The sequence below is a fragment of the Stakelama sediminis genome (assembly GCF_014199335.1).
GTDB lineage: Bacteria > Pseudomonadota > Alphaproteobacteria > Sphingomonadales > Sphingomonadaceae > Sphingomonas > Sphingomonas sediminis.
Genome location: NZ_JACIJI010000006.1, coordinates 142,104 through 166,717 on the forward strand (window position 1 = coordinate 142,104; position 24,614 = coordinate 166,717).

At 61.9% G+C, this 24,614-nt stretch carries 26 protein-coding genes; 15 read left to right on the forward strand and 11 right to left on the reverse strand.

All coding sequences use genetic code 11. The annotated features are described in order from the left end of the window. Window positions 1-93: 93 nt before the first annotated feature. The 10 genes from trbB to FHR23_RS13995 are packed head-to-tail and all read left to right on the forward strand — an operon-like array spanning window position 94 to window position 9,207. A complete protein-coding gene (gene trbB, locus FHR23_RS13950; protein WP_184005287.1) occupies window positions 94-1,023 on the forward strand; it encodes a P-type conjugative transfer ATPase TrbB in 930 nt (309 codons plus the stop codon). Next, window positions 1,020-1,334 (forward strand): TrbC/VirB2 family type IV secretion system protein, encoded by a 315-nt coding sequence (locus tag FHR23_RS13955; RefSeq protein ID WP_184005204.1) that lies wholly within the window; start codon window positions 1,020-1,022, stop codon window positions 1,332-1,334. Before trbB ends, FHR23_RS13955 begins: the two co-directional genes overlap by 4 nt. Then, the gene (locus FHR23_RS13960) at window positions 1,334-1,597 is read left to right on the forward strand and encodes a VirB3 family type IV secretion system protein (RefSeq protein WP_184005206.1); all 264 of its coding nucleotides are present in this window, start codon (window positions 1,334-1,336) and stop codon (window positions 1,595-1,597) included. The genes FHR23_RS13955 and FHR23_RS13960 overlap by 1 nt, the downstream gene beginning before the upstream one ends. A 4-nt stretch (window positions 1,598-1,601) precedes the next feature. Next, window positions 1,602-4,055, forward strand: coding sequence for a conjugal transfer protein TrbE (trbE, locus tag FHR23_RS13965; protein ID WP_184005208.1), 2,454 nt, complete (start codon window positions 1,602-1,604; stop codon window positions 4,053-4,055). Next, window positions 4,052-4,798 carry a P-type conjugative transfer protein TrbJ gene (gene trbJ / locus FHR23_RS13970; protein WP_184005210.1) on the forward strand — a complete coding sequence of 249 codons (747 nt, stop codon included), beginning with the start codon at window positions 4,052-4,054 and terminating at the stop codon, window positions 4,796-4,798. Before trbE ends, trbJ begins: the two co-directional genes overlap by 4 nt. Next, on the forward strand, window positions 4,795-5,133 hold the full coding sequence (gene trbK-alt / locus FHR23_RS13975; RefSeq protein ID WP_184005212.1) for a putative entry exclusion protein TrbK-alt: 339 nt from the start codon (window positions 4,795-4,797) through the stop codon (window positions 5,131-5,133). The genes trbJ and trbK-alt overlap by 4 nt, the downstream gene beginning before the upstream one ends. Window positions 5,134-5,145: 12 nt before the next feature. Continuing rightward, on the forward strand, window positions 5,146-6,468 hold the full coding sequence (gene trbL, locus FHR23_RS13980; RefSeq protein ID WP_184005214.1) for a P-type conjugative transfer protein TrbL: 1,323 nt from the start codon (window positions 5,146-5,148) through the stop codon (window positions 6,466-6,468). Beyond that, a complete protein-coding gene (gene trbF / locus FHR23_RS13985; protein WP_184005216.1) occupies window positions 6,465-7,154 on the forward strand; it encodes a conjugal transfer protein TrbF in 690 nt (229 codons plus the stop codon). The genes trbL and trbF overlap by 4 nt, the downstream gene beginning before the upstream one ends. Further along, the gene (trbG, locus tag FHR23_RS13990; protein WP_246359904.1) at window positions 7,151-8,005 is read left to right on the forward strand and encodes a P-type conjugative transfer protein TrbG; all 855 of its coding nucleotides are present in this window, start codon (window positions 7,151-7,153) and stop codon (window positions 8,003-8,005) included. The genes trbF and trbG overlap by 4 nt, the downstream gene beginning before the upstream one ends. Beyond that, window positions 8,002-9,207, forward strand: a complete 1,206-nt coding sequence (locus tag FHR23_RS13995; protein ID WP_184005218.1) for a TraB/TrbI/VirB10 family type IV secretion system protein — start codon at window positions 8,002-8,004, stop codon at window positions 9,205-9,207. Before trbG ends, FHR23_RS13995 begins: the two co-directional genes overlap by 4 nt. A gap of 10 nt (window positions 9,208-9,217) precedes the next feature. On the opposite strand, the gene FHR23_RS14000 is transcribed toward FHR23_RS13995, so the two are convergent. Then, window positions 9,218-9,388, reverse strand: coding sequence for a hypothetical protein (locus tag FHR23_RS14000; protein WP_184005221.1), 171 nt, complete (start codon window positions 9,386-9,388; stop codon window positions 9,218-9,220). Window positions 9,389-9,486: 98 nt separating this feature from the next. On the opposite strand from FHR23_RS14000, the gene FHR23_RS14005 reads away from it, so the two are divergent. After that, window positions 9,487-9,708, forward strand: coding sequence for a helix-turn-helix domain-containing protein (locus tag FHR23_RS14005; RefSeq protein ID WP_184005223.1), 222 nt, complete (start codon window positions 9,487-9,489; stop codon window positions 9,706-9,708). Here FHR23_RS14005 and FHR23_RS14010 read toward each other — a convergent pair. From FHR23_RS14010 to FHR23_RS14045, 8 genes are all read right to left on the reverse strand, one after another. Then, the gene (locus FHR23_RS14010) at window positions 9,683-10,663 is read right to left on the reverse strand and encodes a LysR family transcriptional regulator (RefSeq protein WP_184005225.1); all 981 of its coding nucleotides are present in this window, start codon (window positions 10,661-10,663) and stop codon (window positions 9,683-9,685) included. The two genes, FHR23_RS14005 and FHR23_RS14010, sit on opposite strands and share 26 nt — an antisense overlap. A 313-nt stretch (window positions 10,664-10,976) precedes the next feature. Next, window positions 10,977-11,339 (reverse strand): DUF488 domain-containing protein, encoded by a 363-nt coding sequence (locus FHR23_RS14015; RefSeq protein ID WP_184005291.1) that lies wholly within the window; start codon window positions 11,337-11,339, stop codon window positions 10,977-10,979. Next, window positions 11,339-11,665 carry an LNG1/LNG2 family protein gene (locus tag FHR23_RS14020; RefSeq protein ID WP_246359906.1) on the reverse strand — a complete coding sequence of 109 codons (327 nt, stop codon included), beginning with the start codon at window positions 11,663-11,665 and terminating at the stop codon, window positions 11,339-11,341. The genes FHR23_RS14015 and FHR23_RS14020 overlap by 1 nt, the downstream gene beginning before the upstream one ends. A gap of 54 nt (window positions 11,666-11,719) precedes the next feature. Beyond that, window positions 11,720-11,965 carry a hypothetical protein gene (locus FHR23_RS14025; RefSeq protein ID WP_184005227.1) on the reverse strand — a complete coding sequence of 82 codons (246 nt, stop codon included), beginning with the start codon at window positions 11,963-11,965 and terminating at the stop codon, window positions 11,720-11,722. A 41-nt stretch (window positions 11,966-12,006) separates the two neighbouring features. Then, window positions 12,007-13,179: a cystathionine gamma-synthase gene (gene metB, locus FHR23_RS14030; protein WP_184005229.1), complete on the reverse strand. Its 1,173-nt coding sequence runs from the start codon at window positions 13,177-13,179 to the stop codon at window positions 12,007-12,009. Beyond that, window positions 13,172-14,890 carry an NADPH-dependent assimilatory sulfite reductase hemoprotein subunit gene (locus FHR23_RS14035; protein ID WP_184005231.1) on the reverse strand — a complete coding sequence of 573 codons (1,719 nt, stop codon included), beginning with the start codon at window positions 14,888-14,890 and terminating at the stop codon, window positions 13,172-13,174. The genes metB and FHR23_RS14035 overlap by 8 nt, the downstream gene beginning before the upstream one ends. A 10-nt stretch (window positions 14,891-14,900) precedes the next feature. Then, window positions 14,901-16,694, reverse strand: coding sequence for an assimilatory sulfite reductase (NADPH) flavoprotein subunit (locus FHR23_RS14040; protein WP_184005233.1), 1,794 nt, complete (start codon window positions 16,692-16,694; stop codon window positions 14,901-14,903). A gap of 235 nt (window positions 16,695-16,929) precedes the next feature. Continuing rightward, the gene (locus tag FHR23_RS14045; protein WP_184005235.1) at window positions 16,930-17,343 is read right to left on the reverse strand and encodes a MarR family winged helix-turn-helix transcriptional regulator; all 414 of its coding nucleotides are present in this window, start codon (window positions 17,341-17,343) and stop codon (window positions 16,930-16,932) included. Window positions 17,344-17,420: 77 nt separating this feature from the next. Here FHR23_RS14045 and FHR23_RS14050 point away from each other — a divergent pair, with 77 nt between their 5' ends. Beyond that, the gene (locus FHR23_RS14050) at window positions 17,421-19,232 is read left to right on the forward strand and encodes a chloride channel protein (RefSeq protein WP_184005237.1); all 1,812 of its coding nucleotides are present in this window, start codon (window positions 17,421-17,423) and stop codon (window positions 19,230-19,232) included. 14 nt (window positions 19,233-19,246) lie between these two features. Here FHR23_RS14050 and FHR23_RS14055 read toward each other — a convergent pair whose 3' ends face one another. Then, on the reverse strand, window positions 19,247-19,732 hold the full coding sequence (locus FHR23_RS14055) for a DUF6306 domain-containing protein (protein ID WP_184005239.1): 486 nt from the start codon (window positions 19,730-19,732) through the stop codon (window positions 19,247-19,249). Further along, complete coding sequence (locus tag FHR23_RS14060; RefSeq protein WP_184005242.1) at window positions 19,729-20,577, reverse strand: LysR family transcriptional regulator; 849 nt, start codon at window positions 20,575-20,577, stop codon at window positions 19,729-19,731. Before FHR23_RS14060 ends, FHR23_RS14055 begins: the two co-directional genes overlap by 4 nt. An 821-nt stretch (window positions 20,578-21,398) precedes the next feature. Here FHR23_RS14060 and FHR23_RS14065 point away from each other — a divergent pair. The 3 genes from FHR23_RS14065 (at window position 21,399) to FHR23_RS14075 (ending at window position 24,597) form a co-directional block, all read left to right on the forward strand. After that, complete coding sequence (locus FHR23_RS14065) at window positions 21,399-22,040, forward strand: peroxiredoxin (protein WP_184005244.1); 642 nt, start codon at window positions 21,399-21,401, stop codon at window positions 22,038-22,040. Between the two features lie 4 nt (window positions 22,041-22,044). Further along, window positions 22,045-22,704 carry a carbonic anhydrase gene (locus tag FHR23_RS14070; RefSeq protein ID WP_184005246.1) on the forward strand — a complete coding sequence of 220 codons (660 nt, stop codon included), beginning with the start codon at window positions 22,045-22,047 and terminating at the stop codon, window positions 22,702-22,704. A gap of 588 nt (window positions 22,705-23,292) precedes the next feature. Beyond that, window positions 23,293-24,597 carry an ATP-binding protein gene (locus tag FHR23_RS14075; RefSeq protein WP_184005248.1) on the forward strand — a complete coding sequence of 435 codons (1,305 nt, stop codon included), beginning with the start codon at window positions 23,293-23,295 and terminating at the stop codon, window positions 24,595-24,597. Window positions 24,598-24,614: the final 17 nt, after the last annotated feature.

A 24,614-nucleotide genomic window follows, 5' to 3' on the forward strand; every position in this document is an offset into this window, starting at 1 on the left:
CCTGTCTCCGACGCCGCGACGCGCGGCATTCGACCAACGGAGACGGTATCAGTGACCCAGCCCTCGGCCATCGTTCAGGCGCGCAGCACCTCAATGCTGAAGAGTGCGCTCGGAGCCTCGATCGCGGCCTGGCTCGACGATGCCGACATCGCCGAGATCATGCTCAACGCCGACGGTCGGCTATGGATCGACCGGCTAGGGAGCGGTCTGGCCGAGACGGGCGAACGTCTCTCACCGCTCCAGGCCGAGCGGATCATTCGCCTCGTCGCCCACCATGTCGGCGCGGAAGTCCATCGCGGATCCCCGAGGGTTTCGGCGGAATTGCCGGAAGGCGGTGAGCGGTTCGAGGGCCTGTTGCCGCCGGTGGTGACCGAGCCGGTCTTCTCGATCCGCCGTCCGGCCAGCCTGCCGCTGGCGCTCGCCGACTATGTCGCCGCCGGCACGATGACCGCTACGGCCGCAGCCTATCTCGCCCAGGCGGTACAGAACCGCGCCAATATCCTCGTGGCCGGAGGCACCTCGACCGGCAAGACCACGCTTACCAATGCACTGCTCGCGGTGGCGTCGGACAGCCGGGATCGCATCATCCTGATCGAAGACACGCGCGAACTCCGGTGCGACGCCGCCAACGTCGTGGCGCTGCGGACCGCGCCCGGTGTCACCATGACCGATCTGGTCAAGTCGAGCCTGCGCTTGCGGCCAGACCGCATTCCGGTCGGCGAAGTGCGCGGGCCCGAGGCGCTCGATCTTCTGAAGGCCTGGGGCACCGGCCACCCCGGCGGGATCGGCACGATCCATGCCGGAAGTGCAAGTGCCGCCCTCCATCGGCTCGAACAGCTGATCCTCGAAGCGATCGCGCATGTCCCGCGCGCGCTGATCGCCGAGACGATCGACGTCATCGCCGTGCTCAGCGGCCGCGGCACCGAGCGGCGCCTTTCCGAACTGGTCCGCGTCGAGGGGCTCGAGCCCGACGGCGGCTACCGCCTTCTTCCCATTCACATCGCCCAAGGAGCCCATTCATGAAAATAGTTCGCCGCCTCCATCGCACCGCTCTCGCTGCCGCCCTGATGCTCGTGTCCGCACCCGCATGGGCGGGCGGCACCGGAATGCCCTGGGAAACGCCGCTGCAATCGATCCTCGATTCCGTGCAGGGCCCGGTCGCCAAGGTCGTCGGCGTCATCATCATCGTCATCACCGGCCTGACGCTCGCCTTCGGCGACACCTCGGGCGGGTTTCGGCGGCTGGTACAGATCGTCTTCGGCCTGTCGATCGCGTTCGCGGCTTCGTCCTTCTTCTTGAGCTTCTTCAGCTTCGGTGGCGGAGCGCTGGTCTGATGCAGGAGGACCTGCCCGGCTTCGCCGCGCCGGTGCACCGGGCGCTGGCCGAACCGATCCTGCTTGCGGGCGCTCCGCGCGCGCTTGCGATCGTCAACGGCACGCTCGCCGCGGCGATCGGCATTGGGCTGAGGCTCTGGGTCGCCGGTGTGGTGATGGCGATCGCCGGCCACGCGCTCGCCGTCTTCGCCGCGCGGCGCGACCCGCAGATCCTTCCCGTGGCGCGCCGCCACATCGCGCTGCCCACCCTCTTCGAAAGCTGATCCGATGATGTTCTTACGCGAACATGCCCGCCGCGCCTCCCGGCTTGCCGACTTCCTGCCCTGGGCCGCCCTGGTCGCGCCCGGCATCGTGCTCAATAAGGACGGAAGCTTCCTGCGCGTTGCCCGCTTCCGCGGTCCCGATCTCGACAGCGCGACCCAGGCCGAACTGATCGCGACCTCGGCCCGATTGAACAGCGCGCTGAAGCGGCTCGGCACCGGCTGGGCGATCTATGTCGATGCGCAGCGCAAGGCCTCGCCCAGCTATCCGGACTCCGACGGCTTCGCCGATCCGGTCTCGGCGCTAATCGACGAGGAACGGCGCGACCAGTTCGAAGGCGGCGATGGCAACTTCACCAGCGTCTATCATCTGACGCTGCAATGGCTGCCGCCCGCCGACGACAGCAGCCGGGCATCCGCCATGCTCTACGAGGGCGGCGCGGAAGGGATCGCCACCGCCGCAGACCATCTGGACGATTTCGAGCGCGATAGCGGCCGCCTGCTCGATCAGGTGGAAGGCGTCATGCCCGAAGCCCAATGGCTGGGCGACGTCGAGACGCTGAGCTATCTGCACGCCTGCATTTCGACGCACGCGCAGCGGATCGCCGTACCCGAGACGCCGATGCACCTCGACGCGCTGCTCGCCGACGAAGTGCTGGTGGGCGGGCTCACGCCGCAACTGGGCGACAAGCATCTGCGCTGTCTCACCGTCACCGGCTTTCCGGCGGCGACGGTGCCGGGGATGCTCGACGACCTCAATCGCCTCGGCTTCGCCTATCGCTGGACAACGCGGGCGATATGCCTCGACAAGGTCGAGGCCCAGCGCATGCTGACGCGCATTCGCCGGCTCTGGTTCGCGAAGCGCAAGAGCCTCGCCGCGATCGTCAAGGAAGTGCTGACCAACGAAGCGAGCGTGCTGGTCGACACCGACGCCGCCAACAAATCCGCCGAAGCCGACGCGGCGCTGCAGGACCTGGGCGCCGATGTCGCCGGCTATTGCTATGTCACGACGACGATCACGGTCCTGGGCGATAGCCCCAAGGAAGCCGATCTGCGCCTTGCCGCGATCGAGAAGATCGTACGCGGCCGCGACTTCGCCTGCATCGCCGAGAGTTTGAACGCGATCGAAGCCTGGCTGGGATCGCTCCCCGGCAACCCCTATGCGAATGTGCGCCAACCCCCGGTATCGACGATCAACCTGGCGCACATCATGCCGGTGTCTGCGGTCTGGGCCGGACAGGAGAGTGACGCGCATTTCCGGGCACCCCCGCTGTTCCATGCGCGCACGCAGGGCTCGACCCCGTTTCGTTTCTCGCTGCATGTTGGCGATGTCGGGCATACGCTGGTGATCGGGCCGACCGGGTCGGGCAAGAGCGTGCTGCTCGCCTTCATGGCCCTACAGTTCCGGCGCTACCGGAACGCCCAGATCTTCGCCTTCGACCATGGCGGTTCGATCCGCGCGGCGACCTTGGGCATGGGCGGTGAATGGCATGATCTCGGTGGTGCCCTTGGCGGCAATGCCGCGCCGGTGGCGCTCCAGCCGCTGGCAAAGATCGACGCGCCCGACGAGCGCGCCTGGGCCGCCGACTGGCTCGGCGCGATCCTGGGGCGCGAGGATTTCGCGATCACGCCGGAAGTGAAGGAGCATCTCTGGACGGCGCTCGGCAGCCTTGCCGATGCGCCGGTCCAGCAACGCTCGCTGACGGGGCTCGCCGTCCTCATCCAGGCCTCAGGGCTCAAGCGTGCGCTCGCGCCCTATACGCTCGACGGTCCCTATGGCCGGCTCCTCGATGCTGATGCGGAAAGTTTCGGGACCGGGGAGGTCCAGGCTTTCGAGACCGAGGGGCTCGTGGGCACACAGGCGGCGCCCGCGGTGCTTGCCTACCTCTTCCACCGGATCGGCCGGCGCCTCGATGGGCGGCCGACCCTGATCCTGATCGACGAGGGCTGGCTCGCGCTCGACGATCCGCTGTTCGGACGCCAGCTAAAGGAGTGGCTGAAGACGCTGCGCAAGAAGAATGCGAGCGTCGTGTTCGCAACGCAAAGCTTGGCCGACATAGAAGGCAGCGCAATCGCGCCCGCGATCATCGAGAGCTGCCCAAACCGGCTGTTCCTCGCCAACGAACGCGCGCTCGAACCACAGATCCGGCAAATCTACCGCCGCTTCGGGCTCAACGACCGGCAGATCGAGATCATCGCCTCGGCCACCCCCAAGCGCGACTATTATTGCCAGTCGGCGCTCGGCAACCGCCTGTTCGATCTCGGCCTCGGCCCGCTGGCGCTCGCTTTCGCCGCCGCCTCGTCCCGGTCCGACCTCAATGCGATCGGCGCGCTCCTCGCGCGCGATGGCCCTGCGCGCTTCGCCGAGAGCTGGCTCCGCCATCGCGGCCTTGGCTGGGCGGCCGACCTCGTCGCTTCCGATCCTCTTTCCTCCCTCGAACCCCAGGAGACTTTGGCATGACCCGATTTCGCCTATCTCGTTCGTTGCTGCTCGGTGCCTGCATGCTGGGCATGGTGGTTGCAACGCCGGCCAGTGCGCAGTTCGGCGGGATCGTCTTCGATCCCAGCAACTATGCGCAGAACGTGCTGACCGCCGCCCGCAGCCTGCAGCAGATCAACAACCAGATCACGTCATTGCAGAACCAGGCGCAGAGCCTGATCAATCAGGCGCGCAATCTCGCCTCGCTTCCGACCAACGCGCTCTCGGGGATCCAGCAGTCGCTGGCCCGGACCCAGGCGCTGATCGCGCAGGCCCGCCAGATCGCCTACAACGTCCAGAATATCGATAAGGTGTTCCAGGCGCGCTATCCGACCGGGTCGCTCGCCGGAACGTCGTCGCAGCAGCTTGTCGCCGATGCCGACACGCGCTGGCAGGATGCCGTCGGCGCTTTCCAGGACTCGCTCGAGACGCAGGCGACGATCATCACCAATCTGGGCGATACGCGCGCGCAGACCCAGACCCTGGTGACCGCGAGCCAGAACGCCACCGGCGCGCTGCAGGCAGCCCAGGCGGGCAATCAGCTGGTGGCGCTGCAGACGCGCCAGATCGCGGACCTCACCGCCCTGATGGCGGCGCAGAACCGCGCCGCGAGCATCGCCGCCGCGCGCGCGGCCGCTGACGAAGCGCAGGGACGCGAGCAGACCAGGCGGTTTCTGGCAGCCGGCTCCGGTTACGTCAGCCAGAACGTGACGCTGTTCCAATGACTGGCGAGCCGGAAAGGGAGGACGCGGCCCCGCCGCGGCGTTTCGGGTGGCGAACCCTCGCCATTGCTGGAGCGGTGGGCGTCGTCGGGTTCGCGGCGGTGCTGGCACGGCACACGCTGGTGGAGTCGGCGGCGCACTATGCCGTCGTCGAGGACGACACGGCGCCTTCTGCAAATCCCCGGGACGCCTTGTCGGTCGAACTCAGCCGCTGCCGTTCGCTCGAAGCGGGCACCGACGAGGCCGGCTGCCGTGCGGCGTGGGAGGCCAATCGCCGTCGCTTCTTCGGCGACGCCAGGGCGGCCGACGCCGCACCTCCCGCGAACGCGGCAGAATAGGAGCCTCGGGTCATGGGCGGCACCGGCGTCATCGACCAGTTTCTCGATATCTTCGCGCGTTATATCGACAGCGGCTTCGGGCTGATCCGGGGCGATGTCGGGTTCCTCGCGAGCACGCTGATCGTCATCGACGTGACGCTGGCCTTCCTGTTCTGGAGCTTCGATGCCGGCGAGGAAATCCTCGCGCGGCTGGTGAGGAAGACGCTGCAGGTCGGTTTCTTCGCCTTCCTGATCTCGAACTGGAACGGCCTTGCGAAAATCATTTACTTGAGCTTCTCCGGGATTGGCCTCAAGGCGGCCGGCGCGGGAAGCCCAAGCGATCTGCTCCATCCCGGCAAGATCGCCCAGATCGGCATCGATGCCGGGCGGCCGCTGCTCGATCAGGCCGCCTTGCTGGTGGGGCCGGTCGGCATCTTCACCAACTTCGTCCAGATCGCAGTGTTGTTGCTGGCCTGGGCGATCGTGCTGCTCGCCTTCTTCATCATCGCGATCCAGCTGTTCGTCACGCTCATCGAGTTCAAGCTGACGACGCTCGCGGGCTTCGTGCTCGTGCCTTTCGGCCTCTTTGGCCGCACCGCGTTCCTCGCCGAGCGGGTGCTCGGCAATGTGATGGCGACGGGCGTTAAGGTGCTGGTGCTCGCGGTCATCATCGGCATCGGTTCGACTATCTTCCAGCAATTCATGGTGAGCTTCGGCGCGACGCCGCCGACGCTCGAAGAGGTCGCCTCGATCGCGCTCGCGAGCCTCACCCTTCTCGGCCTCGCGATCTTCGGACCCGGAATTGCCTCGGGCCTCATCGGCGGCGGCCCGCAACTGGGCGCGGGCGCGGCGATCGCCACCGGGGCGACCGTCGCGGGGATCGGCGCGGCGACGACCATGGGCGTCGCCGGGGCCGCAGGGCTTGCCGGCCGCGCCGGGTCGGCCGCCGCATCCACCCTTTCCCGATCCGCCGGTTCGCCCAGTTCCGGGCCTTCCGGAGCAGGCGGATCCCCGTCGCCGCCCGCCCCCCAGGCGCCGACGGGCGGCGCTCCGACGGCTCCCCCACCGTCCGGAGCGCCGGGCGGCGGGGCGGCGGCAGGTGCCTCGGCCGGTGATGCTGCCATGGCCGACGCCAGCGAGAGCACGGCCGCCAATGAAGGCTCGAGCGCTCCTGAAGCGCTGACGTCCGAGAACGGCACAGCCCCGACAGCAACACAGGCACCGACGCCGGACTGGGCCAAGCGCCTGCGCCGCCGTCAGGCGATGGTGCAAGGCGCGACGCTGGCCGCGCACACGCTTCGCTCGGCCGATCATCACGGCGGCTCGGCGCATATTTCCCTGGAGGATCGCTCATGAACCCTTTTCGACGCAGTGGGTCGCGCTTCGGCCGCGAGCCGGTTCCTGAAACCCCTTATCAGCGGGCCGGACAGGTCTGGGATGACCGGATGGGATCGGCACGGAGCCAAGCGCATAGCTGGCGCCTGATGGCGTTCGGCGCGATGGCGCTGCTCTCGCTTTCGGTCGCCGACAATCTGCGGCTCCGGTTCGGGAGCCGGATCGTGCCCTATGTGGTTGAGGTGGATCGCTTGGGTGCGGCGCGCAGCGTGTCGCCGGCGGAAGCCGACTATCGTCCGACCGACCCGCAGATCGCCTGGCATCTGGCGCGGTTTATCGAAAATGTCCGTTCGCGTCCCGCCGATCCGATCGTGCTGCGGGAGAATCTGAAGTCCGCCTATGACTTCACGACCCAGCAGGGCGCGGCCGTCCTCAACGACTATGCGCGCGCCGCGGATCCGTTCGCCGATCTCGCGAACACCCAGGTGTCGGTCGACGTCAAGAATGTCGTGCGCGCTTCGGCCGACAGTTTCCGGGTCGCCTGGGACGAGCGGCGCTACGATCACGGGCAACTCAGCGCCACCACCCACTGGACCGCAATCCTCACCGTCGTCGTGCGCACTCCGACCGATGCTGCGACGCTCAGCCGCAATCCACTCGGCATCTACGTTGAGGCGATCAGCTGGTCGCAGGATCTTGGAGAATGACCATGACCAAATTCCCGTTCGTCATCGCCGCACTGATGTTGCCGGCACCAGCATTAGCCAACACTCCGCCCAAAGGGCCGCAATTCGTGGCGGCCGCTACGCAGGCCGCTCGCGTGGCTCCACGTGCCTCGGGTTGGCAGGGCGCCACTCAATTGTTCGTCTATGCGCCGGGCGGGCTTTATGAGGTCTATGCGGCAGTCGGCCAGGTGACCGACATTGTGCTGCAAGAAGGCGAGACGCTGTCGGACACCGGCGCGGTCGCGGCCGGGGATACCGTACGCTGGGTGATCGGCGAAGCCGCGAGCGGCAGCGGCGCGAGCCGGCGCACGCACATATTGGTGAAGCCGACCGATCCGGGCCTTGTCACCAATCTCGTGATCAATACCGACCGGCGCACCTACCATGTCGAACTGCGCTCGACGGGCGCGACCTATATGGCGAGCGTCGCCTTCGCCTATCCGCAGGATGAGCTGATCGCGATCCGGGCGCAAAGGCAAGCGCGGGAGACCTATGCGGCGACCCAGGTCCAGACCGGCATCGATCCTGCGATGCTCGACTTCTCCTATCGGCTCAAGGGCGCGCACCCAGCGTGGCGGCCGACCGAGGTCTTCGACGATGGCGCGAAAACCTACATCCTCTTCCCGGCCGACATCGCCCAGAGCGAACTGCCGCCGTTGTTCCTGGTCGGGGAGAGCGGCAAAGCCGCCAAGGCCGAACTCGTCAATTACAGGGTTTCCGGGCGCTACATGGTAGTCGACCGGCTGTTCTCGGTCGCGGAACTCAGGCTCGGCACCAAGAAGCAGCAGATCGTGCGGATCGAGCGCACCAGCGGATGGGGGCGCCGGCCATGATCGAGCGCGATGAGCGGGAGGGCGCGCGCCCGGATGAGGGCAAGCCGATCTCGACGCGCGCTGCGCCGCCAAAACCGCGCCGCCTGTCGCGCAAGGCGCTTGCCTTGCTGACGGGCGTCGGCGCAATCGCCATTGCGGGCGCGCTGGGCTACAGTCTGACGGCCAGCCATCATGCCGAGGCGCCCCAGGAGAGCGTGACGGTCGATCGCAATCCGGGCGGCGATGCGCTCGCCGATGCGCCCAGGGATTATGGGGATCTCGCCAAGTCGGCATCGGGGGGCATCGGGCCTCCGGGGAATCCAGGCGAGCCCCAGACCCCAGAGCCCAATCCTGACCTTGGCTCTCAGACGTCCGCGCCAGGTGCGGACGCCGCATCCGCCGAGGCGCAGCGCCGCCGTCAACAGCGCGATAGCGCACGGTCGAGCAAGCTGTTCACCGGCAGCAGCGAGCGCGCGAGCGCGAGCTCGTCCGGGTCCGAGGCTGCGCCCCCTCTTTCCGGCCAGGTCGAAGGACCAGCCCAAGCGGCAGGCAGCAATCCGGACGATCAGGATCGCAAGGCGGCCTTTGTGGCCGGAAAGGGCGCTTCGCCGACGGTCAATGCAGGACGCCTCATGGTTCCGGCGGGCGACTATGTTATCGACGCGGGATCGACGATCGCTGCCGCATTGATCACCGGCCTGTCGTCCGACCTTCCCGGCCAAGTCGTCGCCCAGGTCACCGAGAATGTCTATGACAGCGTCACCGGCCAGACGCTGCTCATTCCGCAGGGCACGCGGCTCCTCGGCGATTATGACGCGCGGGTGAGTTTCGGGCAGTCCCGCGCGCTGGTGGTGTGGACACGGATGATCCTGCCCGATGGACGCTCGATCGCTCTCGATCGCATGGTCGGCACCGATCCATCGGGCCAATCGGGGTTCGCCGACCGCGTGCATACCCACACCGGCAAGCTGGTGGTCGCCGGCATCCTCTCGACCCTGTTCGGGGTCGGGGCCAACGTCGCAACGGGCGGCGGCGGCAGCAACGGCGACATCGCCTATGCTATTCGCGAGAGTGCGGGCCGCTCGGTCGAGAGCGCGGGCGACAAGATCGTCGAGCGGCAGCTCGATGTACAGCCGACGATCACTATCCGGCCGGGTGCACGGGTCCGCGTGCTGGTGGGGCGCGATTTGGTGCTCGCCCCTTGGCGGACGAGCGGTGCCTAGGAAGATAAATTCAAGGGGAAGGCGGCTGCCCCTCGGTCAGCATATGCAGCGCCTCGACGGCGTGATCGAGATAATTGACGACCATCTCCTCTTCGGACCGATCGAGCATGTGCCGCGCGAGATCAATCAAGCGCTCGGCCTCCGCGTGGCGGACTGCGGCATTGGCATCTGAGGTAGACATTGGGGACTTCCGAACTGCGAGTTGCGACCCTCGATATGGTAACGAATAGGAACGATCGTTCCTAGAACGATAGTTCCGACGGCGTGATTAAGTGCCAGATGGACCTCCGGGAAATTCTTGCAACGAATCTTCGACGTATTCGTAACGAGACTGGACGCACCCAGGAGGAAATGGCGCATATTCTTGGCGTGAGCTCGCGTTATCTGGGATCGATCGAGCGATGCCGGGTCTCGCCGAGCGTGACAATGCTCGGCAAGTTCGCGGATGCACTGGGTGTGACGGCGTGCCATCTCATTAGCCCGGCGAAGACAACTCACTAGCCGCTCCGCAGTCTGCGGCATAGCGGCGAACGCAAGCCAAAAGCGCGTGGCGAAGCGGGTTGCAGTCATGCTTGGGCCAGAGAGCTTCGATGCAGATTGACGCATTATCTTCGTAGATCGGCCGATAGGCGACGTCCGCCAGCGGCTGTATGGTCGAAGCTAAGAGAAGCGTCGCGCCCAAGCCACGTCTGACCATTTCGATGAGAGTGCCGCGCGAAACGTCGTGAAGGTAGCAGTCGAGCGGAAGGTCGCCCATGCGCGCCGCCAGTGCACGATAGTCCGACAGGTCGCCATCGTTCGATCGCAAGATCACAGACACGGATGATAGGTCAGACCATTGCAATTTGGGGTTTGCGACAAGCGGGTGGTGCGCAGGCAACGCCACGACCAGACGGTCGGCCCAAAGTCGTTCCTGAACATTCACACCGCCATCGACTTCAGGGTGGAGAGCCATGAACATGATGTCGAGCGACTCCTCGTTGAGCCGGCGATAGAGATCACCGGGCGGCCCTTCGACTAGTTGGAACTGGACTCCCGGACGCTCCGCGCGAAGCTCGACAAGGCTGTCGATCACAGGACCGAACGCAAGTGCCGGATGAATGCCGACGGTGAGCGAACCGGCCCGGCTTTGGGCAGTGGCGAAAGCGCGGTCGATCTGCCGGTCGACCGTGAACAGCAGCAGCTTTGCCGAAGGCAATATCGCTTGCCCGATCGGCGTGAGTGTCACCGGAGAACCGCGGCGGCGTACGAACAGATCGCCCCCGTAAAGTTCCTCAAGCCGGGCGATGGCTTGGCTGACCGCGGGCTGGCTGATCCCGAGTTGACGGGCTGCCTCGGCAAAGCTGCGGGTTTCCGTGACCTTGAGAAACGCCTCGAGCTGGCGAAACTCAGGACGGCGGTTGGATCGCGGGGCGTTATGGAATTCGCCAAGGCCAGTCATGACCTTCTTAGGCATCGTGTCGCTCGCGACGCCAGGTACTGGAAGATGGAATCGCAAACTTTGGATATCCGACGCGTATCAAACAAATGCTTGTTAATCGTGTGAGGCGCCAGACGGAGTTCGCGTGTAATTTTGTTGACCGAAAGTTCAGGTGAAAAAGTTGTAAAACCTGCTTTTGACGCTCATTAAATCGCTCGATTGGGGAAAATCTATTCATGTTGACGACAGTCCACAAGCTCGAGAGCTCCGATTATTTCGAGTTCAAAGGATGATCGCGCGCAGTTGGCGCATTGTACGAAGATGAAGTTTCTTCGCGTTGGGGAAGATTTTAGTCATCACGAGATTGTGCCCCCAGTATCTGAGCCAGCACGACAGCATGGTTTACTTCGCGGTCGCGCGCCGCATAAAGCATGGTGACATCGCCTCGAGAGGTAATTTCACGCAATTTGCTTACTCCATCGGGATGCGCCCGCAACTCCTTGCGATAGCGCTCCGCAAACGTCTTGAAACGCGATGGATCGTGGCCGAACCACGTACGCAGTTCGGTGCTGGGCGCGACGTCCTTCATCCATAGATCAAGTTTGGCCGCATCTTTCGAAACCCCCCTAGGCCAAATTCGATCGACGAGGACACGAGTTCCGTCAGTTTCAGCAAAGGGATCATAGATCCGCTTGATCCGGATGACGCCCATCAACGGCGCTCGCGTTTTGCATGGCCCATCCAGGCCGGAGGATCGCTAGCGGGAAAGGATTCGATGGAGGCCTCGTCGATCTCATCGAACCACCCCTGGTCAATCAGGTTCCGAACCTGCCGGCAGATTTCCGCGGTGAGGCCTTCCCTGACGGACTGATCGCATGTCGCCTGGGAGGCGACACACCCGCAAAAGCGTTCATCGAGGATTTCGCCGACCAGATCGTTCAAGTCGCGCTCTTCAGCGCGGTAGCGCTCGGCTGCATAGCGCACTGTCTGCGCGAGAAGGTCGGCATCGATTGGATCACCATATTCATGCGTCATCATGCTGGTCCTGTCTATTCCGCGGAGTGTGTCGTCGGAAAAATTCCCCAATCTGTGTCATGCGAGGTTGATCATCGTCACCATGCCGCCGATCACCATTCCAAAGATCATGATCATCACACCGGATATACGCAGCACATAAGTCAGCGGATCATCGTGTCCGGCTTTGGCGGTTTGGTTTTTCGCCGGTTGTGACGGCTGCCGAATGAGACGCCTCACGAATTCCTGCCTGAACGCCATGCAAAAGCCGGTCATCGCAAGGAGCAGCCCGAAAGTATCGACCATCACCACATAGCGGGGCATGTCATTCCTCCCAGATTCAAAGCTGTCCGCACCTTGGCTCGTCAATTTCCGGATTTGGCCAATCCATAGTCCAGGCCGGCAATCAAATCCCGCTCGGCTTCGAGGCCGACTGACATGCGCAAGAGACCGTCACTAATTCCGGCGACCGCTCTCGCCTCGTCTCCCATGTCCGCATGCGTCATCGTCGCTGGGTGTGCCACGAGACTTTCGACGCCTCCCAGGGATTCGGCGAGCGTGATGAACTTGACGTGTTCGATAAATCGCCGGACAGCTTCGATGCCTCCGGCCAATTCGAAGCTCAGCATCGCGCCGAACCCATTCTGCTGGCGCGAGGCGATAGCATGTCCGCGATGTGCTGGCAGGCCCGGGTAATGCACCTTGCTGACGGCCGCATGGCTCTCGAGATATCTTGCGACGGCCATGGCATTGGCTTGTTGGGTTTGCATCCTTGGAAACAGCGTGCGTAGCCCCCGCAGGGTAAGCCAGGCATCAAAGGGGGCACCGGCGCTTCCCACGATGTTGGCCCATTGGCGCAGCTCCTGCGCGTTGCCGGGGTCGGCAGCCACCACCGCGCCGCCGATCACGTCGGAATGGCCGTTAAGGTATTTGGTTGTTGAGTGGACAACATAATCGGCGCCCAGCGCGATTGGCCGCTGCACCGCGGGCGAAAGAAAGGTATTGTCGACGACCACGGCGGCGCCGACTTCTCTGGCCTTTGCGGCAAGGCCACGGATATCGACCACGCGCATCAAAGGGTTGCTCGGCGTTTCGATCAAAAAGAGCGCCGGTACTTCCTCCAGAGCCGCCGAGACTGCTTCGTCATCCGACTGGTCGACGAAGCGAACAGAACAATGACCCCGGCTTGCGCGTGCCTTGAGCAGGCGCATGGTGCCACCATAGCAATCGTGTGGCGCCAGCACGAGATCATCGGGCCCCAGGCGGCCGACGAGCAGATCGAGGGCGGCCATTCCGCTCGATGTGATGACGCAGCCCGCGCCCCCCTCAAGCGCCGCCAGTGCATCACCGAGCAGATCACGGGTCGGATTGCCCGCGCGGCCATAGTCATAGAGGCGCGGCTGATCGTAGCCCGCGAACTCGTAGGTGCTTGTCAGATAAAGCGGCGGAGCAACAGAGCCGTAGGCCATATCCGCCGCCACGCCGAAACTCGCTGCAAGCGTCTCGGGGCATAGCAAGGGTTTGTTGGGGTCAGTCATTGAAGAAGCGCCCTTCCGTCACCGCACGGACAATCCCGGCGCGGATCGCAAAATCACCGAAATGCTCGCCAGGTTCTCGCTCGCGCGCGTAGCGTCCCAAGGTATCGTCGAGGACTTCGAGAATGACGGCCTCGCCTACGTTTTCGCGCACCATGCTGTTAAGGCGCTCGCCATGAAAGCCGCCCCCCAGGTAGAGGTTATACTTGCCCGGTGCACGGCCAGTCAGGCCGATCTCGGCAATATATGGCCTCGAACAGCCGTTCGGGCAGCCGCTCATTCGGATCGTGATCGGCTCATCGTCCAGACCGTGTCGCTTGAGAATTTCTTCTATTCTGTCGAGCAATGTGGGCAGGTAGCGCTCGCTTTCCGCCATGGCGAGGCCACAGGTCGGCAAGGCGACGCATGCGATGGCGTTGCGCCGGATGACGGAAAAATCGTCAACGTCGGGCATATGCTCGACAAGAATGGCATCGATGGCTGGCCGATCTTCGCTTCGGACGCCTGCGATGATGACATTCTGGTTGGCGGTGAGCCGGAATGTACCGCGATGGGTGCGAGCAACATCGCGCAACATATCGAGCAATTTGAGGTCGAGCCGTCCGTTCTCGATAACCAGCGTGCGGTGGTGTCGTCCATCCGGCGTCATGTTCCACCCGAAGCTGTCGCCGTTCGAGGTGAAACTGAAGGGTTTCGCATCTTCGAATGGCGCTCGCATCCGGTCTTCGATCTGGGCTTTGATCCAGTCGAGTCCCTTATCGTCAATCGTATACTTGAAGCGGGCGTGGAGGCGTTCCTTGCGGTCCCCATAGTCGCGCTGCACCGCCATGACGGCATCGGCGCAGACGATGACGCGATCTATCGGCACGAACCCAACAAGGCTGGCAAGGCGGGGATAGGTCTCCGGTGCCTGATCGGTTCGCCCCATCCCTCCACCGATGACGACGTTGAAGCCTTCAAGGCCGTCCGCCCCGCCGATCGCAATGAACCCCAGATCCTGCGCATAGACGTCGATGTCGTTGGACGGCGGCAGGGCAAACCCGATCTTGAACTTTCGGGGCATATAGGTGCGCCCGTAAAAAGGCTCCTCGCTATCAGAGCCTGCCACCCGTTCGTTGCCATACCAGATCTCATGGTATGCGCGGGTCTTGGGAATGACATGGTCGCTGACCCTCTTGGCCATTGCCGCCACCTGGGCATGGAACTGCGAGCTTTGTGGATCGACCGTGCACATCACCCCGCGGCTGTCGTCGCCGCAGGCAGCAACGGTATCGAGCAGCGTGTCATGCAGACCCTGTATGATCGGCCTGAGACTGTTCTTAAGAACCCAATGAAACTGGAAGGTTTGGCGGGTCGTGATGCGCAGGGTGTCGCCACCATGGGCGCGGGCAAGCTCGTCGAGCTTCAGCCATTGCGCGGGGCTGCAAACTCCGCCCGGGAGGCGTACACGGATCATGAACTGATAAGCGGGTTCCAGCTTTTGACGCCGGCGCTCATCACGAAGATCGCGATCGTCCTGCTGATATATGCCATGAAACTTCATCAGCTTCACATCGTCAGCCGAGGGCACCGAGCCGGTAATTTGATCCAGCAAACCTTCGGCAATAGTCCCGCGCAGATAGTCGCTGGCGTCCTTCATACGCTCGTCGGCGCTAAGCCGTTCCAGCGGCTGCGAAAGGTCTCGGCTTCGATCGATGATGGTTTGTTCCGTCATTGCATGGCCTTCAATAGACATCGCGCTGATAGCGGTGGTCGGACTGGAGAGAGCGGACATAGTCCTGCGCGGCATCGGGGCCGATGCGACCTTCGGTCACGACAATGTCGATCAGCGTTGAATGAACATCTGGCGCCAGATTGGCCGCATCGCCGCAGACATAGATATGCGCCCCTTCTTCCAGCCAGGCGAAGATGTCGCGTGCTTTCTCCTTCATGCGATGCTGAACGTAGTTTTTTTCCCGTCCGTCGCGTGAGAATGCGACATCCATTCGCTCGAGCGTTCCGTCTTTCAGCCAGGTCTGCCATTCGGACTGGTAGAGGAAATCAGTCCGGAAGTTGCGCTCCCCAAAGAAGAGCCAACTTTTGCCTTCGGCCCCTCTGACTTCACGCTCCTGCATGAAGGCCCGGTATGGGGCAACGCCGGTTCCGGCACCGATCATGATGATGGGTACGTCGTCAACTGGGAGGCGAAAATGCGGATTGCTCTGGATGTAGACGGGGAAAACCGACTCAGGCTCGGCGTGATCCGCCAGCAGGCCCGAAGCTACGCCACTACGTTGTTCGCCATGCAATTTATATCGAACCGGAGCTACCGTGAGGTGTGCTTCGTCCGGAACGGCTGCGAGGCTCGACGCCAGGGAGTAGAGCCGCGGTTGCAGTGGCCGGAGCGCAGACACAAACCCCTGCGGCATGACATCGGCTACGGGAAAACGCCGCAGAATGTCGATGATATGGTGGGTATGCAGGAAGGCCGATCGCTCGCCCGCGCGATCTTCCTGCAGCAATTGCTTCAGCGCCTCCGCTTCGCTCAGAAGCGCCCAATATTGAAGAAATCGCGGGGTTGCCGTCGTGATTTCGAAGCGGTTGGTCAGTGCATCGCCCAAGTTCAGGGTTTGCTCTTTGAATTTGAACTCGGTGCTTGGCTGAAGAGCCAAGGTATCGATGAGCCTGGAGACAACAACCGGGTCGTTGGAGGCTGTGATCCCCAGTGCATCGCCAGGCTCGTAGGTCAGCCCTGACCCCTCCAGCGAAAATTCGACATGGCGCGTTTCCTTTGTCGATCCTCGCCCGACTATCGCGATATTGTCGAGCATGGTGGCGGAAAATGGATTGCGCTTGTCGTAGCGGGTGGCGACGACTTCCACGGACGATGCAGGCGCCGCAAAGGTGGGAACCGACCTTGCTTCGGCACGCAGCAATTGGGTTATCGCGTCAGTCCAGGCCTGTGCGGCTTCGTCATAATCGACGTCGCAATCGACGCGAAGTGACAATCTTTGCGCACCGAGGTCTTCGAGCCTTTGATCGAGGCGCTTACCGGCTTCGCAGAAGAACTCATAGGTGGAGTCGCCCAGGGCCAGGATCGCAAAGCGCGCTCCGGTAAGCTTGGGAGCTTTGCGGCCTTCGAGATATTCGAAGAAACCGATGGCTGGTTGGGGCGGATCCCCCTCGCCGTATGTGCTGACAACGATGAGCAAATCTTCTTCTTGAGAGAGTTGACGCACCTTGTAGTCGGCCATGTCGGAGAGGTCGCTGGTAAGCCCCCTTTCCGACAAGGCGGCCTGTACAGCGCGAGCGACCTCGGCCGCGTTACCGGTCTCAGTCCCGTACAGAATACGCAATTTGCGTGCGGAAGTGGCTTGAGGGTCTTCCCTCACATCGACTTGCTGCCGATTCTCGGCCAAGCCTGCGAGGTAGCCACTGAGCCATAGCATCTGGTGTGGGCCAAGCGCGCCGGCTAGGTCCTCTACCAGTCGCCACTGTGCCGGGGTCAGTGCGGGCCCCGGCGTTTCACTCGTCGCCATGCTATCGTTCCTCGAAGCCTTCGCTGTCACGCCAACGCGACGGCCTGATCGCTGCGATCGTTCCTTTCCGCTGTTGTCATGAGATCCTGTCTGAATGCTTGTCATCTATGCGGATGCATCATGCAAACGAATATAATTGCACTTTCAATGCAAATTATTTGCGCTTTAATCGTGCATTAATCGCCGCACAGGCTTGCTACTTACTGCGGAGCCCAAGGCGTTTGATTGGCACCGTTCAGCCGAGCATTTCAAATATATCGGTCAGCATCGGCCGAAGACGCCTAATTTCGCTGCGATGCGTAGCGGACAAAGAATGGAGGAGGTCGTGCGCCTTTTGGGTGAGTTGCAGGACGGCGCGGCGGCGATCATCCTTGTCAGTTCGGCGTGTGATGAGCCCGATAGATTCGAGACGATCGAGTAACCCGGTAGCGCTGTGCGGTTTGAGGATCAGCCGGTCGGCCACATATCCGACCGTGGCCTGGCCCGCTTGCGCCCCGCGGATAGCGAGGAGGGCCTGATGCTGCTGCGGAGTGAGCCCGACCTTTGCGGCCATCGTCTCGCTGAACGCCAAGAACTTGCGGATTTCATGGCGGAATGTTGAAAGCGCCGCGTAATCGGCGTCGGAGAGCAGGTCGTCCTTCGAACTCATTAGCTTAACTCCGATTGCATAATATCGCAGTGCGATATAATGGCCGCTCGAAATCCACAAGAGGCCAGATCCATCCTATGTCACTCACGCCGCCCCGCGCTGTCGAAAGTCATCAGCTAGCGGATCATACCGTCGATATGCGTATGCCCCTACTGGCACTGATGACCATCGTCGTTGGAACAGGTGGTGCGCTAGGGGCTTGGATTCTTATCAAGCTCATCGCTGTCGCGACGAACTTCTTCTGGTTCGGTCGCCTGTCGGCGGACCATTCTGTGATCACGGACGCTTCGGTTGGCCTCATGGTAGTGCTGATACCGGTCATCGGCAGTCTTATCGTCGGGCTCATGGCCCGGTTCGGGTCTGACAAGATTCGCGGACACGGTATTCCTGAGGCGATCGAGACCATCCTGTTCGGTGAAAGCCGCCTGTCGCTCAAGGTCGCTCTCCTCAAGCCATTGTCATCGGCAATCTCGATCGGAAGCGGCGGTCCCTTCGGCGCGGAAGGTCCGATCATCATGACGGGCGGCGCCATCGGGTCGCTCTTCGCGCAGTGTTTTCACCTTAGCGCGGCCGAGCGCAAGACGTTGCTCGTCGCGGGTGCCGCAGCGGGTATGACGGCGATCTTCGGTACGCCACTCGCCGCTATTCTCCTCGCGGTCGAGGTCCTTTTGTTCGAATGGAAGCCGCGCAGTTTCGTCCCGGTGGTGGTGGCCGCGATGGTTTCTTATGCCTGGCGTCCATGGCTCATCGGTTCTGGCCCCATGTTCCCGATGGCATCAATCATGCCCAATACGAACTGGATGCTCCTGGCCGCCGCGCTTATTGGCTTGTTGGCTGGATTTGAGGCGATGCTCCTGTCCACAGCGCTCTACCGGATCGAGGATCTGTTCCACAAACTGCCCGTCCACTGGATGTGGTGGCCGGCAATCGGCGCGATTGTGGTCGGGTTTGGTGGTCTGATCGACGCTCACGTGCTCGGCGCGGGCTATGCGAGCATCGATGCACTTCTCAATGGATCGCTTGCGCTCAAGGTGGTGCTGGCCCTGTTGCTCGTGAAGGCTGCCGTATGGTTGGTTGCACTGGGTTCGGGTACCTCGGGCGGCGTTCTTGCGCCTCTTTTGATCCTCGGCGGCGCTGCAGGATTTCTTGTCGGGCAGTTTCTTCCGGGCGATGCGGGCTTCTGGGCGATGATCGGCATGGCCGGCATTATGAGCGGCGCGATGCGCGCGCCTATGACGGGTGCGATCTTCGCCGCGGAACTCACCGGCCATTTCGATGCGATACCTTGTACGATTATCGCTGCCGGGGCGGCCTATGCCGTGAGCGTGTTGTTGATGCGCCGTTCAATCCTCACAGAAAAGATCGCACGTCGAGGGCGGCACATCCTGCAGGAATATACCGTCGATCCCCTCGATCTCCTTCAGGCCGAGCAGATCATGACACGTCAACCCCAAACCCTTCAGGGCTCTCTGGCGATCAAAGCTGCGCTCACCTTCTTTACAACCGAGGCTCAGCACCGCAGCTATCCCGTTGTCGACCAACAAGGTCGTTTGCTTGGCATGGCCTCGAGGACGGACGCGCTCCGCTGGCAAGGCGATCAACTCCTGACGAACTCGACGCTTGCCGACACTCTCTCGGATGCTGCACAGCCCGTAGCCTATCCCGATACGCCTAGCGGCGTCGTAGCCGACCTGATCATCGAAACGGGTGTCGGGCGTATTCCCATCGTTGATCGAGCTACGCATCAGGTGGTCGGCATTCTATCACGGCAGGATCTGCTCAAGGCGCGAAGCGCGAACCGGCTTGCGGAAACCGGACGCGACCGATTTGTCGGCGGACGACGGTCGTTGCAGTCCCGGAAAGAGAGCGATTCCGAGACGCCCGGTTAATCGTCCGAGAACTGCTACTTGCACAATCCCGTCAGGAGCGATTCCGCCAGGCCGATATTGGCCCGGTGTCGTTCCGCCATTTCCTTCAGGTCGGAATGAAGGGCATCGTCGCGGACGCGCGGAAGCAGTTGTTCGAGTTTACGAACTACCCAGGCCTGCCCCCGATTGAGGAACACCAGGCGCTCCAACGGATCGGAGATCGCGAGCGCCTTCTGGGCGAATGCTCCCGTCTTGCGAGACGGGCGCACCCCGAAGCGCGCAATTTGCTTTGATAGCATTGCGCACCAATGGGCCTCATCCTCAAGCACGCTGTGCATCAACTCGCTGTAACCGGGAATTTTCCGCGACTGCCGGCTTGCAAGCGCGACACGGGTTCCAGCACGCTCGGCTTCCAAGAGCTCATTGAGTCCTGCGAGGAGTTCATCCCGCCCTGCATAGCCCATATAGATATCGTCGGCTTCCGCAGCATAGCAGACGGGCGAAGAGGGCTTTCTGGTCATACCGCGATCCTTGCGGCATCGTGCAAACCAGCCCTGACCCGATCCATTACTCCTGGATCAGCTTTTGCCGAATGTATCACATAGGCGGAATAGGAAAACTCCGGACTACCGGGGACCAGGGCCAGGCGGCCTTCCTCCAGATATGAGCGGATGAATCCTTTGCGGAAATAGCCGCTTCCCCCGGTTGCCAGGATGTAGTCGAGCGCCAGAGGACCGTAGCTGATCGATAACACCGCATTGGGCTGGTCAGGAAAGGCCGCCTGATAACTGGCGGCAAACTCTTCACCCCAATCGATTTGCACATGATCTTCAGGTGCCAGCGACGTCGTTGTCGGCGTGGTTCTGGCGAGGACCAACTTCTCTTCGAAAAGCAGTTCCGCGATCACGCCGGGGCGGCTCGGGGCGGCATAAATGATCGCGAGGTCTAGCGATCCATCCTGCACCTGGCCCATCAGGCGCTCCGACGTGTCGATTTGCGTGCGGATCGCAATCTCGGGGCACTCGCGCCGCATCCATAGGAGCCAGTGTCTGAGCAGCGGGCTCCATAGGCTGAGTTCGGCGCCGATGGTCACGACCGTCTCACGTCCGGGCGGCAAGGCAACAGCGCGCTGGGCGCGCGCCCAGACCTGCACCAGCGTTGAGGCAAAGCGGTGAAACTGTTCGCCGGCAGGCGTGAGCTTTGCCCCCGCTTTATTGCGGATGAAAACCGGACAATCGAGTTGCTCCTCGAGAACACGGATGCGGGCGCTGACGGCCGTTTGCGTCAGGTTCAGGTTCGAGGCGGCTCCGACGAAGCTGCCCGTTTTCACAACCTCGAGAAATGTTCGCGCGATGCTGATATCCACGCTTCAAAATCCTTGATGAGAATATGCAATAATATTCACTTGTCGAATGGGTATAACCGAGAGGATGATCCTTGCTCAAGGAGATTGCGTTTTGAGCCTGCCTGTCGCCCCTATGCAGAGGCTTAACCCGTGAAATACGTCAGGCCAATCCAACCGGATACTGGGCCGACGGCGCTGGAATCGTGGTCCTTGGTTTTGTCCCTCATCGCGGTCGCGCTTGGCTGCTCCGCCGGCCTTGAAAGTTTCCACGAGAGCGGCGATATCGCGGACGGGATTTACGAGGCAGTCATGCTCTTCGTCTGGGGCGTACCGGCAGGTGCGATAATCGCGGTGCTCCGCGAGCGCCGTGCCTACCGCAAAGTGCAGAATTCTGCGGCGTATAAGTTTGTGAACCTCGAAAATTTGGGAACCTGGCACGCGTCAAATTCGCGACGCGCAAGACGAGGTGGGCGGATCAGGCTGCCCCGGCGACGAAATGGTGAACGGCTATGAAACAGCGAGTTCGTCCGAATCTCCCGCCACCTGCCACGCGTCCTCACGCCCTATCAAGGTCCGGTTACTGGTTCGTGTCAGTTCCCTTCGCGTTCCTTTTCGTGAAGCTCATTGTTCAGACCTTCAGTGAGTGGGGGCTTGTGCGCGAGTGTGACTGCGTAATGGTCACCCGCGTGGCTCTTCCCTTTGCGCTTTTGATCGTTGCACTTCTCAGGCCCCGAGCAAACATTTAAAACACAATTTATTGCTGTAAATCATGCATAACATTCGTTTGTTTGGATGCATGAGGTGGTGCAAGTTGGCCCGGAAGGAATACCGAAGGAGTCTCCATGGCCATTCAGCTTGGGCAGATCGCCCCCGATTTTGAACAGAACAGCACGCAGGGCAGTATCCGATTCCATGATTGGCTCGGATCGAGTTGGGGCATTTTGTTCAGCCATCCCAAGAACTTCACGCCGGTCTGCACCACCGAGCTTGGCGAAGTTGCGAAGCTTCGCCCCGAATGGGACAAACGCAACGTCAAACCGATAGGCCTCTCCGTAGATCCAGTGGAGGCGCACCACAAATGGGAACTGGACATTGAGGAAACCCAAGGAGTGGCGCTCGATTTTCCGATGATCGCAGATGCCGATGGTCGCGTATCGGGTCTGTACGAGATGATTCATCCCGAGAGCGACCCGACAGTGACGGTCCGGTCAGTGTTTGTGATCGATCCGACCAAAAAGGTAAGGCTGATCCTGACCTACCCGCCCAGCACAGGTCGCAATTTTGCTGAGATCCTTCGCGCCATCGACAGCCTTCAACTCACCGATGCGCGCAGCATCGCCACGCCGGTAAACTGGATCCCCGGCGAGGAAGTCGTCATTTCGCCCAAGCTGTCTGAAGAAGAGGCCAAGCGCCAGTTCCCGCAAGGATATCGCACGCTCAAACCCTACCTCAGATTGGTCGATCTGCAGGCTTCTGGACATTAGGATCATGACCGTTTGCGGATGCCCACCAACGGAAGAGCTTATCGAGGGCGGGCCTGCCAGTCTGTTTGCCCGCAATCGGGCGTGGGCACAGGCCAAGATCCAAATCGACCCCAAATTTTTCGATCGTCTGGTCGGACAGCAAAAGCCCCACTTTTTCTGGATAGGATGTTCCGACAGCCGCGTGCCGGCAACCGAGATCGTTGATCTCGTTCCCGGTGAAATGTTCGTGCATCGCAATGTCGCCAATCTGGCCATTGCCGAGGATCCGAATTTTGCGGCTGCCCTGCAGTTTGCTGTCGAAGCCCTCGGGGTGCGGCACATCATGGTGGTGGGTCACTATGGATGCGGCGGAATTGAGGCAGCCATGGCCGAAGAAACCGCCGATGCCGTGGGCCAATGGTTGACGCCAGTTCGTGAGCTCTTTCACCAAAACCGAGACGTAATCGCAAAGGATGATCGTCCAGCCCATCGGCTTTGCGAAGCCAATGTATCGGCGCAGGTCGACGCGCTCGCGAATAACAGCGTGGTCCTGGCTGCTTGGAACCGAGGGATCGAACTGACTCTTCACGGATGGGTCTATGCCATCGGCGACGGACTTTTGCGGCAGGTCCGCGAGCCTGTTTGCAGGCATGACAACGCCGCTCATTGCGAAGCGACGCCCTAGGCGCGCAATATCGGTTCGAACGCGCGCTTTTCGATGGATCACCGCCCTTTGATATTGGCGATCCATGCCTGTCGGCACGCCAGCGCTCCGGATCGGCATTTAGATGCCCGAATAGCGCTGGCCGTGTTCCCGGCGCTTGGCGAACTTCCCATGCTGTCGACAGGTGTATGGAGGCATTCAGATGGTTCGCGTGTCAGGGCCTTGCGTTACTCTGCATCATGCGCTGCAGCGGGCACATTAGTTCCTGCCGGTTGCTGGTTGGAAATTCGTGCCGGAGAGGCCCAGATTATGGAAGACCAAGGTTCGTGGAGCGGGTTTCATGCACTTGAGGCCATTGCGATCTGCATCGCAGCGTTGCGGGCGCAATTGAACCGGAAAAGCTCCGATACGCATCGCCGGATGCCTTGACCGCAGATCACCGGGACAGGGAAGCTCGGTTGTGTCAAAGTGTTGCCATGCAAGGAAAACGTTTGACTGAGACCGAGGCCCGCAAGATCGATGCCCTAAATGACCGGGATCGAGGCCGGTCAGGGTTGAGGAGAGGGGCCGCGCTTGCTCACGCTACGACATTCGAAGTTCGCCGCGTACATGGCAGCGCTGGTCGTCGGGCTGGGGCTTATCCAACTCGCCGCCAGTGTTCTGTTCTACCAATCCATCGACAGGCAAACCCTACGAAATGATCATGCCCGGCGCATCGCAGAGCTTTTGGTCGTCAGCGAGCGTCTCTATCTCCTGGTGCCCGGCCAGACGCCGGAGACGATGAGTACCAGATTTTTGAATGCCGATGTCTCTGAAGACCCGCGCGTAGATCACGGCCAATTCAATGACGACCTTTCCGAGATTACCCGAGAAATTGAACGATGGGAACCTGGACTGGCAGGCAAGGCGCTGCGTCTTGCCAGGGTACCAAACGACACCGGACGGGATGATTTGGTCGGCTCGATCCGGCTCCCAGATAATCGGTGGCTGAATTTTCGTTCGCGGAACATCAGTTCGATGTGGCCTGTAGCGGCGCGGGCTATTGTTCTCACGATCGTCAGCACGGCTCTGTTGATCTTCGCGGGCCTGACTTTGCTCCACCGGTTGGCGCGTCCGTTACGGAGCCTCGCCAACGCCGCAGATACTATTGGTGAGGGGAGACAGATAGCAATCGAGGAGAGAGGGCCGAAAGACTTGCGCGGCTTGGCCAGCGCGATGAACCTGATGCAGTCGCGCATCGCTGGCCTGCTGAGGGAGCAAGCGCAATCTTTCGAAGCGATCAGCCACGACCTGCGTACACCTCTCTCTCGACAGAAGCTTGTCGCGGACCTCCTGGAAGATCCTGAATTATCGGCGATGCTGGTCGAGAATGTAGATGAGATGGAAGACTTGTTGGCTTCCCTCCAGCAATTCCTGCGGGCCCAGCATCTGACCGCGCAAGCGGAACCGATCGATTTGACGAGTTTCGTTCGAGCGGCAATTATACCATTGGGGGAAGCGGTCTCCTTGCGCCATCAGGACGAAGTGACGGTTACAACATTCGTTGAGCCTCTTCGCATCAGTCTTGCCTTGCTGCTTGAAAATGCCCAGCAATATGGGCGGCAGGTGGAGATTGGTTTCGGTCAGACAGAGGAAGGGCGTTGGATCATCTTGATCGACGACGATGGCCCCGGCTTATCTGAGGAGCATTTTCAAGACATTCTCGATCCGTTTTTCAGGCTAGACCAGGCACGGAGCCGCAACACCAAGGGCTTCGGCTTGGGTATCCCCACGGCGCACCGTCTGATGACCCGCTTCAATGGAGGTTTGTCTTTTGGCAAGTCAGCGTTGGGTGGGTTGAGGGTCATCGTCACGGTGCCCACTCCTAGTAACCATGATGCTGCAATTCTGAGCGACCGGCAACTGGATCACTAACTGGAGGGAAGACCGAC